This window comes from Streptomyces adustus (assembly GCF_009377175.1).
In the GTDB taxonomy this organism is placed as follows: Bacteria; Actinomycetota; Actinomycetes; order Streptomycetales; family Streptomycetaceae; genus Streptomyces; species Streptomyces adustus.
Map to the genome: position 1 here is coordinate 16,702 of NZ_VJZD01000119.1, position 11,127 is coordinate 27,828.

Genomic DNA, 11,127 nt, shown 5'->3' on the forward strand with positions numbered 1-11,127 from the left:
TCAACTACTTTCCCTGGGAGGTGGACACCACGGGCGGAGGGGTTGGGTCGGGCCGGTGATCGGATCGCGGACCGATCGTCACGGCGGTGCCGGATCCGGCCAGGGCGCGGCTGACCGGGTCCGGCACCCGGCCGTCCGCGATGCGCACCGACGGCACTCCGCCGGACAGTGCCTCCCGCGCCGCGACGAGCTTGAGTGCCATGCCACCGCCGATGCCCCCGCCGGGCGCGCCGGACGCGGGTACCTCGAAGGTGCTCAGCACGCTCGTCTCGTCGGAAGGGTCGGCGAGCACTCCCGGTGCGCCGGTCAGCAGCACCAGCCGGTCCGCGCCGAGTGCCGCCGCGAGCGCGGCGGCGACCCGGTCGGCGTCGACGTTGACCGCCTGCCCGTGCTCGTCGAGCGCGGGCGGCGAGACCACCGGCACGAAGCCGGAGCGCAGCAGGGCCTCGGCGAGTTCGGTGCGCACCTCGCCGAGCCGGCCGCTGAGATTGTCCCGGACCAGGGTCGTGCGGCCGTCCACGACGGAGCGCACGACGGCCTTGCGGCGGGCGCGCAGCATGCCGCCGTCCAGGCCGGTGAGACCGACCGCGGGCACCCCGAGCCGGGACAGCTCCGCGACGATCCTCGGTTTGACCCCGCCGGCCAGCGCGAGCACGACCACCTCCAGGGTGGCCGGGTCGGTGTAGCGGGTGGACACCTGGTCCGGGGCGACGAGGGTGCGTTGCGGGACACCCAGTCGCCCGGCCAGTTGTGCGATCTCCCCTGAGCCGCCGTGCACCAGGAGGATCGACTGTCCTTCGCCGGCGAGCCTGGCGACGTCGGCGCAGATGCCCGCGGCGTCGACGGACGGATTGCCGCCGCACTTGATGACCAGGAGCGGTGTGTCGGTCACAGTGTCTCCAGTTCGCCGGGAATCGGAAGGGACAGGGGCGGGGCGGGCCGACCGTCGCTACGCGGGCCGCGGTCGGGCCCCGGTGAATCGCGCGTGGCCGCGCGCGGCCGCTACTCCCCCCAGTCCTCCTCGACCTCGGGCGCGCGGGCGAGCACCGTCGGACTGAGCGCCACGATCTCCAGTTCGCTGCGGCAGCCCGCACAGTCGACGATCTCGTTGAGCCGCGCCGACTGGCTGATCTGTACCTCGTCCTCACATTCGGGACAGGCCTGCATGGTGGGCATACGGTGATTCCTTTCCTTCGGTTTTCCGGGGCGGACCGCCGGTCTGTCACGTCGGGAAAGACGGTACGGTCGGGTCGACGTCAGGTGCGTCCCCGGTGAACGCATTCGCGGGTACACATCACGCCGACCCTCCCCGCTTTCGGACAAGCGCCTCGCTTACCCCGGCAAACGGAATGCGTAGCCGAAAGAGCCCCGCGTCAGCGCGGTGCGGCTCCGTCATTGAATTTGCCGCGGACGCCCGCGGCGCCGGTCGGCGCGTAGCGTGTTTCACGTGGCAGGACGGCCGGGGCAGGCCGTCCGAGCCGATGACCCCGGCCCTCATCGATCGGAGAACCATGCGTACCGCACGCCTCTTCGGCTACCAGCAGCTCCACGAGGGAGCCGTCCTGATCACCCGGCAGTGCCGCACGGTCAACGTCGTGCGCGGCCGGGAGCAGGTGTCCGAGCTGCTGTCGGCGCTGCGGGGCGAGGACGCCCAGGCCGTGCTGTCCCGCTATGCGAGCGGAGCCCGGCCGGGTGAGGCTGCCTCAGAGGCTCCGGCCCGTCAGCAGAACTCCAGGAAGAACATGTCGCGGTACCCCTCGGGAGCCGGCGGGGCCACCCGTACCGGAGACACGGAATGCATGGCCGTGCGGTCGTCCAGGAATATGTAGTCCCCGGGGTCGTTCAGGGTGTGGGTCAGTATCGGCGACCCGGCGTTGTCGTAGAGCGTGCTGACCCCGCCGGTGATGTCCTTGCGCGCGACCAGCATCATCACGATGTGCTGGACACCGTCCCGGTGGATCCCCTCCGGGGTCGGATTCCCGGCCTCCCGCTCGGTGGCGACGATGCGGTGCTGATGGATGTTGATCCGCCGGACCGGAGCCACGGGTTCACCGTCGGGGGTGCTCTCCGCGATGCGCGCGACGAAATGGGCCAGTATCCGCCCGAGCACGGAGGTGTCCAGCAGCGCCTGGTCGGTCGGCTCGAAGCGCCGGACGATGCCGCCGTTCAGACGGTTGATCTCCTTGCTCTGGAGAAAGCCGTCCTGGTCGACCGACGCGACGGTGCCGTCGGCGGCGGTGTACGAAATCACGGAGTGCTTACGACGGCGATAGGTGCCGCCGTCTCCCATGTACGGGTCCAGCGGCAGGTCCTCCCAGAACCGGCTGAACTTGTCCCAGTCGTCGCCGTCCCGCAGCAGGTCGTCGCGCGCATTGCCGAGCGTGAACTTCAGCCGATCCATTCCGTTGTTCTCCTTCGGTCGGGGACAGAGATGCGAGCCGCCGAGTCTCATACGACGCGCCATTCGCCGACGGCGCTCAGGACGTCCGCCGCGCGAGCGCGCAATTCGCTCACGGAATCGGCGGTGAGCGCGAAACGGAGAAAGTAGTTCTCCTGCTCCAGGTCGGTCACCCGGTAGCCGTCGACGACCACCGCCTTGACGACGCCCGGGAGCGCGCACAGGTCTTCCTCCGTGGCGCCGATCTCCACCCGGCCGAGCTCGTCGGCCTCCACGTCGACCCACCCGATGACGGTCCGGTCGCGCAGCGGGCCCAGCCGGTCCAGCGTGAACTCGCCCAGCGCCATGGAGACGATCGCCTCCACCGGGTCGATCCCGCCGATCTCCTGGATCGCCGTCGGATACATGCCGCCACCGAAGCGGGGATTGATCTCCACCAGCTCCGTGCGGCCGTTCTCGTCGGCCCGGCCCTCGACGTGCAGCCAGAGCTGGTCGAGGCGCAGGTCGGCGCAGAACGCGTCGATCATCCCGGTCAGGACGGGCACGCCGGCCCGCACGTGATCCTGCTGCGGGGGATGGACCCGAAGCCCCGCGTCGTGATGTCTGACGTCGTCGTGGTCGGGCTTCTCGACCGCCAGGACCGGATGGAAGCGGCCCTCCACGACGGGTCCGTCCACGGAGAACTCGACGCCGGGCAGATACTCCTCGATGATCATTTCCGTGTCGCCGAAGCCGCGCTCCGTCAGATGGCGCCCGTAGGCGAGGAGTTCGGCCGGGCCGTCCACCCGGCGGACCAGCCGCGAGGCCGTGGACTCGCGCGAGGGCTTGACGATGGCGGGGAAGAAATCCACCTCCGCCGGGTCGGCGCAGAAGCCGATGGAGGACAGCCCCAGGTCCCGCAGGCGCTCCCGGACCAGCGTCTTGCTGGCCAGCACGTCGAGGCCGACGCCGGCCCCCGGTAGGCCGTAGTGCGCGGCCAGGCCGCCCTGCCAGGGGAGCAGCGGTTCGAGCAGGTTGACGACCGCGAGGGGGACGATGCCGCGCTCGTCGAGCCGCTCGACGAGCGCGGGCAGGTCCTCGCTGTCCCAGTCCACCACGACATGGTCGTCGCAGCTCGCGCGGTGACGGGTGTCCGGAATCTCGGATATCAGTACCGACCGGATTCCGCGGGCTCGCAGCTGATCGGCGGCAGGGACCACCGCGCCGGCATTCCACTTGGAGAGGATGAGTACGGATTTCACGTATGGGCCTCCAGATCGCACATCCAGGTCTGGCGTCGAGAAAGCGCGCCAGTCGGCAGAAATGGTGGAACCGGGGAAGCTTTGTGGTGATCGAGGGATTCGACGGCGGGAGAGCCGGGTCAATACGCTCGTGAATGCGTCGGCCGCGAACTCACCTGGCGTCGGCGCGGTCGTACTGTTCCGCGTCTTCGTCCAAGGCCGCGGTGTCGTCGGCGGTGCTGTCGTCGGCCGTGGTGCCGGCCGCCGGGACCGGCAGGGGAACCTCGTTCGTACCCACGGTCCGTACGCCGGAGAACAGTGCCCCGAGGAACGCCAGGGCGCCGACCGCCGCCGACACCCAAAGGGCCCGGTGCAGGCCGATGTTCGAGGCGAGCGCGCCGGCGCACAGCGAACCGACGGGAAGGGTGCCCCACATGACGAACCGGATCGTGGCGGTCATCCGGCCCATGAGCGCTCGCGGGGTGATGCTCTGACGCAGGCTGACCTGGTTCACGTTGAAGAGCACCACGCCGAACGACTGGAGGAACAGGCCGCAGGTGATGACCGCTTCGGGGGCCGAGGCGGGCGCGGCGGGGGTGAAGAGCGGGCCGACACCGTTCAGGAGGGCGCCCAGCACGATGCTCGGCCCGGTGCCCAGACGCTGCGACAGCCTGCGGACCACGACGGCCCCCACGACGACGCCGAGCGAACCGATCGCCATCAGGGTGCCCAGCTTGCCGGCGGAGAAGCCCAGTTCACGCACGGTGTAGGTGGTGAAGATGGCCGCGACCATGCCGTAGGAGAAGTTGAGGAGCCCGCCGACCCCGGCCAGCGGGGCCAGCAGCCGGTGGTGCCGTACGAAGGTCAGTCCCTCGCCGACCTCCTTCCACAGCACCGTCCAGGTCGTCCGGTTGCCGTCCCTCACCACCGGCTTCTCCCGGTCGGCCGGGATGCGCGACACCATGAACGCGGAGAACAGGAAGGACAACGCGTCGGCGCCCAGCGCGACCGGGGCCTTCAGCGCCGAGATCAGCCAGCCGCCCGCGCTGGGGCCGATCAACTGCGACGCGGACCGCGCCAGCTCCAACTGAGCGTTTCCTTCGGTCAGTTGATCGGCCTCGACGACGTCCGGCAGATACGACTGGTAGGCGACGTCGAAGAAAACGGTGGCGACGCCCTGCCCGAACGCCACCACGTAGAGCTGGCCGAGGGTGAGCGTGTCCAGTGCGTAGGCCAGCGGGACGGTGAGCAGCAGCACCCCGCGGAAGAGGTCGGTGCCGATCAGGACCGGCCTTCGGCGCATCCGGTCGACCCACACTCCGGCAGGCAGACCGATCAGCAGGAAGGGCACGATCTGCACGGCCGTGAGCACACTGACTTCGAACACACTGGCGTGCAGCACCTGGAGGGCGGCGAGCGGCAGCGCCAGGAAACCGATCTGGCTGCCTATCTGGCTGACGCCCTGCGCGGCCCGCAGCCGCCGGAAATCAGGGTTCTGGGTGACCCTCATCTGATCCGTCTCTCTCTCGGTGGCGGAATGGCGGCGCCGGGAACGCCGTACTGAACTCCTCGACGCATAGGGGCCGATCCCAAGATTGGCACGCACGGTGCTCACGACGGGTAATCGAGATGCTTAGTCGTGCGACCGGAATCTAATTCGGACGCCTCATGGGGGCTGTGTTCGTCGCGGACGCGGATGAGCCGCACGGGTCCGTAGTTTTCTTCGCATGGATCGTCGATTCGGACCGGAAGGAGTCGTGGTGACGCGTCGGCGTATTGCAGTGAGGGGGATACGGTCGTGATACGGGTGGCGGTGGCCGGTGCGGCCGGATATATCGGCGGGGAGTTGCTGAGACTGCTGCTGGGCCATCCCGAGGTCGAGGTGGTGGGCGCGGTCTCGTCCCGATTCCCGGGGAAACGGGTCGACGGCGTGCATCCGAATCTGCGGTCCGCCACCGATCTGACGTTCTGTTCGGCGGACGAGGTCGACGAGTGCGACGCGGTGTTCCTGACGCTGCCGCACCGGGTCGCGATGACCCAGATCGACCACTGGAAGCAGCGGTCCAAGTTCGTCTTCGACCTGACCGGGGACTTCCGGCTCGACGACGCCGAGGTCTACCGGCGCTACTACGGCGAGGAGCACCAGGCCCCGCAGCTGCTGGACGACTTCGTGCCCGGCCTGCCGGAACTGCACCGCGACCGGCTGCGCACCGCGGACCTGGTCAGTGTCCCCGGCTGCATGGCCACGGCCGGCGTACTGGCCCTGTACCCCCTGGTGGCCCGGGATCTGATCGACCCGGAGCAGGGGGCCCAGTTCGACGCCCGCACCGGATCCAGCGGTTCGGGCGCCATGGCGGGCCCGGCCAACCTGCACGCCGAACGCAGCGGTTCCATGCGCGTGTTCGCGCCCACCGGGCACCGCCACGAAGCCGAGATCTCGCGGCATCTGGGCCTGTCCGCCGCGATGACCGCCACCGGCGTCGAAGCGGTCCGTGGCGTCCAGACCATCTGTCACGCCACGCTGCGTCCCGGCGTGGACAAGCAGACCGTGCGCCGGGCCTTTCGCGAGCAGTACGCCGAGGAGCCCTTCGTCCGGGTCGTCGCGCACCAGCGCGGCACCTTCCGCTACCCGGACCCGAAGATCCTCCTGGGCTCCAACTACTGCGACGTCGGCTACGCGATCGACGAGGACAGCGGTCGCCTGACCACGATCGCCGCGCTGGACAACCTGGTCAAGGGCGGCGCCGGCAACGCCCTTCAGTGTCTCAACATCCGCATGGGCCGGCCCGAGAACCTCGGCCTGACCTTCCCCGGTCTGCACCCCCTGTGAACCCCGGCCGACGCGAGAGGGAGATCCGCACATGAGCGCACCGAACGACACACCAGCCGCGTGGCAGGGCGGCACGGTCTGGCTAACCGGCCTGCCGAGCGCGGGCAAGACCACCATCGCGGTGGGTCTCGCCGAGCGACTGCGCTCCGGCGGACACCGGGTCCAGGTGCTCGACGGCGACGAGGTCCGTGCCGCGCTCTCCGCGGAACTGGGATTCTCGAAGGAGGACAGGGACACCAACGTGCGGCGGATCGGCTACGTGGCCGGGCTGCTCGCCGAGCACGGCGTCACGGTGCTGGTCCCGGTCATCGCGCCCTACGCGCTGTCCCGCGCGGCGGTCCGCGACCTGCACGCGGCGCGCGGTGTCCCGTACATCGAGGTGCACGTGGCGACCCCGGTGGAGATCTGCGCCGACCGGGACGTCAAGAGCCTCTACGCCAGGCAGGCGGCCGGTGAGATCAGCGGTCTCACCGGCGCGGACGACCCCTACGAGGTCCCGGTCGATCCCGAGCTGCGGGTCCACACCCAGCACCAGACGGTCGCCGAGTCGGTCCGCCGGGTGAGCGCGCTGCTCACGGCCCGGGGGCTGTCATGACCGCCCCGGCGCAGCTCGCGCCCGCCGGCCGTCCCGGACGTCGCGGCCCGCGACCGCAGCCGGCGCCCCCGCTGACGCACCTGGAGACACTGGAGGCCGAGGCGGCCCACATCTTCCGCGAGGTGGCGGGCGAGTTCGACCGGTCGACGCTGCTGTTCTCCGGCGGCAAGGACTCGATCGTCATGCTGCACGTGGCGCTCAAGGCGTTCGCCCCGGCGCCACTGCCGTTCTCCCTGCTGCACGTGGACACCGGCCACAACTTCCCCGAGGTGATCGCCTACCGCGACCGGATCGTCGAGAAGCACTCCCTGCGGCTCGACGTGGCGTCCGTGCAGTCGTACATCGACGACGGAACGCTCCAGGAGCGGCCGGACGGCACCCGCAATCCGCTCCAGACCGTTCCCCTGCTGGACGCCATCCGCGACGGCCGCTTCGGCGCCGTGTTCGGCGGCGGCCGGCGCGACGAGGAGAAGGCACGCGCCAAGGAACGGGTGTTCAGCCTGCGGGACGAGTTCGGTGCCTGGGAGCCGCGCAGGCAGCGGCCCGAACTGTGGCAGCTCTACAACGGTCACCACCGGCCCGGCGAGCACTTCCGTGTCTTCCCGCTGTCCAACTGGACCGAGCTCGACGTCTGGCAGTACATCGAGCACGAGGGCATCGAACTGCCGCAGATCTACTTCGCGCACTGGCGCGAGGTGTTCCGGCGCGACGGCATGTGGCTGGCGCCCGGCGACTGGGGCGGCCCCCGGGACGACGAGTCCCTGTGCGAGCGCCGGGTCCGGTACCGCACGGTCGGCGACATGTCCTGCACCGGCGCGATCGACTCGTCCGCCTCGACGGTGGGCGAGGTGATCGCGGAGATCGCCGCGAGCCGGGTGACCGAGCGCGGCGCGAGCAGGGCCGACGACCGGCTGTCCGAGGCAGCCATGGAGGACCGCAAGCGAGAAGGGTACTTCTAGACATGTCAACAGGCGTCGCGGCAGCGGCAGATCAGACGTGCGCAGATCGGACGGACTCCACCGGCCGGCCCCCGGGGAGCCTGCTGCGGCTGGCCACCTGCGGGTCGGTCGACGACGGCAAGTCCACCTTGGTCGGACGGCTCCTCTACGACACCAAGTCCGTCCTCGCCGACCAGGCGACGGCCATCGAGGAGGTGTCCCGCAGACGGGGGCAGGACGGCCCCGACCTGGCCCTGCTCACCGACGGCCTGCGGGCCGAACGGGAACAGGGCATCACCATCGACGTGGCCTACCGCTACTTCGCGACGCCCGCGCGCCGGTTCATCCTCGCCGACACCCCCGGCCATGTGCAGTACACGCGCAACATGGTCACCGGCGCCTCCACCGCCGACCTGGCGGTGATCCTGGTCGACGCGCGCAACGGCGTGGTCGCGCAGACGATGCGGCACGGCGCGATCGCGGCACTGCTGCGGGTGCCGCACGTCGTGCTGGCCGTCAACAAGATGGACACCGTCGACTACCGGGAGTCCGCCTTCACCGCGATCGCGGACGAGTTCACCCGGCGGGCGGGCGAGTTGGGGATCGCGGACGTCACCGCCATCCCGATGTCCGCGCTGACCGGCGACAACGTGGTCGAACCCTCGACCAGGATGGACTGGTACGACGGCGACACGCTGCTGGCCCATCTGGAGAACGTGCCGGTCGGCACGGAACCGGTCCGCAAGCCGATGCGCCTGCCGGTGCAGTACGTGATCCGGCACCCCTCGGAGCACCGGCAGGTGGTGGAGCGCTGGCCGGCCGGACAACTCGTCTCCGGCGTCCTCCAGGTCGGTGACCGTGTCGTCGTACAGCCGTCCGGACAGAGCAGTACGGTCGCCGGTCTCAGCGTGCTCGGCCAGGAGACCCACAGCGTGCGGGCACCGCAGTCGGTGGCCGTCCGGCTCGCCGACGAGATCGACATCTCCCGGGGCGACCTGCTGAGCGCGGGCCCCACCCCACAGCTGCTGCGGCACATCACCGCCAGCGTGTGCCATCTGCACGACCGCCCGCTGCGGGCGCGGCAGCGGGTGCTGCTCAAGCACACCACCCGGACGGTCCAGGCGATGGTGGAGCGGATCGACTACCGCACGGACGTCACCGACGCCCGTCGGCTGCCCTGCGAGGACGGTCTCTCCGTCAACGAGATCGGCGGCGTCCTGATTCGCACCGCCGAGCCGCTCGCCGTCGACGACTACCGGCAGAACAGACGGACCGGATCGTTCCTGCTCATCGACCCGCAGGACGGGGCGACGCTCGCCGCGGGGATGATCGACGCGGGACCCCGGACCGGACGGGCACCGGCCGGTCACTGAACCGGACGCCGGACGAGACGGGTTCCCGCCACGGAGAAAAGAGGTGGCCTTTCGGCGAGAGGCACGGCTAGGGTTTCCTCGTTCCGAGGCGGCCGCCGGCCGTCGTGGTCGGCCGAGCGTGATCCAGGAGGTGTGACTGATGGCTGTCGTTGCGATGGGCGCTGCCCGCATCCACGAGTTCATCGATTCCACCTCCGTGGCCCTCGGCTGACATCTCCGGTCTTCGCGCCTGTGTGCGCGTGCCGGCTCCGGGGCCACCCCTGTGAAGGGTCCCCCCTTGTCTTTCTCCACTTTTCCGCTTCCTTCCGTGCATCCTCTCGCCGGCTACGGCTGGGATGCGGGCTGGGAGACCGAGTTCGCCCCGTACGCCGCGCAGGGTCTCCTGCCCGGCCGGGTCGTACGGGTCGACCGCGGCCAGTGCGACGTCGCCACCCCTGACGGCACCGTGCGGGCCGACACCGAGTTCGTCGTTCCCCGCGATCCCATGAAGGTCGTGTGCACGGGCGACTGGGTCGCCGTCGACCCGGACGGCGGTGATCCGCGCTATGTGCGGACCCTGCTGCCCCGCCGTACCGCCTTCGTCCGTTCCACCTCCTCCAAGCGGTCCGAGGGACAGGTCCTCGCCGCCAACGTCGACCACGCCGTCGTCGCCGTCTCCCTGGGCGGCGAACTCGACCTCGGCCGCATCGAACGGTTCCTCGCCCTGGCCTGGGAGTCCGGCGCGCAGCCGCTGGTGGTGCTCACCAAGGCCGACCTCGTGCCGGACCCGGTCGGTCTGTCGTACCTCGTCCAGGACGTGGAGACGACGGCGCCCGGCGTGCCGGTGCTGACCGTCAGCGCCCACGGCGGAACCGGTCTGGACGTCCTCGTCGCCCTCGTCGGCGGCGGTACGTCCGTGCTGCTCGGCCAGTCCGGCGCGGGCAAGTCGAGCCTGGCGAACGCCCTGCTCGGCGCTGACGTGATGGGCGTACAGGCCACCCGTGACGTCGACGGAAAGGGCCGGCACACCACCACCACGCGCAACCTCCTCACCCTGCCCGGCGGCGGAGTGCTGATCGACACCCCCGGCCTGCGCGGGGTCGGCCTGTGGGACGCCGAGACCGGCGTCGGACAGGTCTTCGCCGAGATCGAGGAGCTGGCGGGGCGGTGCCGCTTCCACGACTGCGCGCACGAGTCCGAACCGGGCTGCGCGGTGCTGGCCGCCCTGGAGACGGGGGAGCTGCCCGTGCGACGGCTGGACAGCTACCGCAAGCTCGTCCGGGAGAACCAGTGGATCGTCGCCAAGACCGACGCCCGGCTGCGGGCGGAGATCCGCAAGGACTGGAAGCGCAAGGGCGCGGAAGGCCGGGCCGCCATGGAGGCGAAGCGGGGCCGGGCGCGGTGATCCTCGCGATCCCCGCCGGGTGACACGCCCCGGCGTCCGCGGCGGGCGGCAACGTCCGCCGCGGGCGCCGACGCCGGACGCCTGACGCCGGACGCCTGACGCCGGACGCCGGACGCCTGACGCCGACGCCGGATGCCGGATGCCGGGTGCCGACGCCGGACGCCGGCGCGGGGCGCCGATACCGAGCGCCGATACCGAGCGCCGGACGCCAGATGCCGGATGCCGGGCGCCGACGCCGGATGCCGGATGCCGGATGCCGGATGCCGGGCGCCGATGCCGGACGTCGACGTCGGACGCCGGGCGGCGACCCGTCGGGCGGCGACCCGGCCGACGCCGGGCGTCGGCATCGGGCGGCGGGGGCGCTGAGCCGGTGGGTGGCGGGTCGGTGG

General features: G+C 70.8%; 10 protein-coding genes. 5 read left to right on the forward strand and 5 right to left on the reverse strand.

Annotated elements, in window-relative coordinates; all coding sequences use genetic code 11:
• Nucleotides 1-4: 4 nt before the first annotated feature.
• From FNH09_RS26140 to FNH09_RS26160, 5 genes are all read right to left on the reverse strand, one after another.
• Nucleotides 5-892 (reverse strand): [LysW]-aminoadipate kinase, encoded by an 888-nt coding sequence (locus FNH09_RS26140; RefSeq protein WP_162469107.1) that lies wholly within the window; start codon nucleotides 890-892, stop codon nucleotides 5-7.
• A 110-nt stretch (nucleotides 893-1,002) separates the two neighbouring features.
• Nucleotides 1,003-1,176, reverse strand: coding sequence for a lysine biosynthesis protein LysW (lysW, locus tag FNH09_RS26145; protein WP_238427107.1), 174 nt, complete (start codon nucleotides 1,174-1,176; stop codon nucleotides 1,003-1,005).
• Nucleotides 1,177-1,720: 544 nt separating this feature from the next.
• Complete coding sequence (locus tag FNH09_RS26150; RefSeq protein WP_162469108.1) at nucleotides 1,721-2,401, reverse strand: 2OG-Fe dioxygenase family protein; 681 nt, start codon at nucleotides 2,399-2,401, stop codon at nucleotides 1,721-1,723.
• 47 nt (nucleotides 2,402-2,448) lie between these two features.
• Entirely contained in the window at nucleotides 2,449-3,639 is a 1,191-nt protein-coding gene (locus FNH09_RS26155; RefSeq protein ID WP_162469109.1) for an ATP-grasp domain-containing protein, read from the reverse strand.
• A 151-nt stretch (nucleotides 3,640-3,790) separates the two neighbouring features.
• Nucleotides 3,791-5,128 carry an MFS transporter gene (locus FNH09_RS26160; RefSeq protein ID WP_152892177.1) on the reverse strand — a complete coding sequence of 446 codons (1,338 nt, stop codon included), beginning with the start codon at nucleotides 5,126-5,128 and terminating at the stop codon, nucleotides 3,791-3,793.
• Between the two features lie 288 nt (nucleotides 5,129-5,416).
• On the opposite strand from FNH09_RS26160, the gene argC reads away from it, so the two are divergent.
• The 5 genes from argC to rsgA all read left to right on the forward strand — a co-directional run bounded on the left by argC (nucleotide 5,417) and on the right by rsgA (nucleotide 10,738).
• A complete protein-coding gene (gene argC, locus FNH09_RS26165; protein WP_162469110.1) occupies nucleotides 5,417-6,448 on the forward strand; it encodes an N-acetyl-gamma-glutamyl-phosphate reductase in 1,032 nt (343 codons plus the stop codon).
• 31 nt (nucleotides 6,449-6,479) lie between these two features.
• Nucleotides 6,480-7,043 (forward strand): adenylyl-sulfate kinase, encoded by a 564-nt coding sequence (gene cysC / locus FNH09_RS26170; RefSeq protein ID WP_152892179.1) that lies wholly within the window; start codon nucleotides 6,480-6,482, stop codon nucleotides 7,041-7,043.
• Nucleotides 7,040-8,002 (forward strand): sulfate adenylyltransferase subunit CysD, encoded by a 963-nt coding sequence (gene cysD, locus FNH09_RS26175; protein ID WP_238427109.1) that lies wholly within the window; start codon nucleotides 7,040-7,042, stop codon nucleotides 8,000-8,002. The genes cysC and cysD overlap by 4 nt, the downstream gene beginning before the upstream one ends.
• Before the next feature lie 2 nt (nucleotides 8,003-8,004).
• Nucleotides 8,005-9,354 carry a sulfate adenylyltransferase subunit 1 gene (locus tag FNH09_RS26180; RefSeq protein ID WP_152892181.1) on the forward strand — a complete coding sequence of 450 codons (1,350 nt, stop codon included), beginning with the start codon at nucleotides 8,005-8,007 and terminating at the stop codon, nucleotides 9,352-9,354.
• A gap of 307 nt (nucleotides 9,355-9,661) precedes the next feature.
• Complete coding sequence (gene rsgA, locus FNH09_RS26185; protein ID WP_162469111.1) at nucleotides 9,662-10,738, forward strand: ribosome small subunit-dependent GTPase A; 1,077 nt, start codon at nucleotides 9,662-9,664, stop codon at nucleotides 10,736-10,738.
• Nucleotides 10,739-11,127 lie beyond the last annotated feature (389 nt).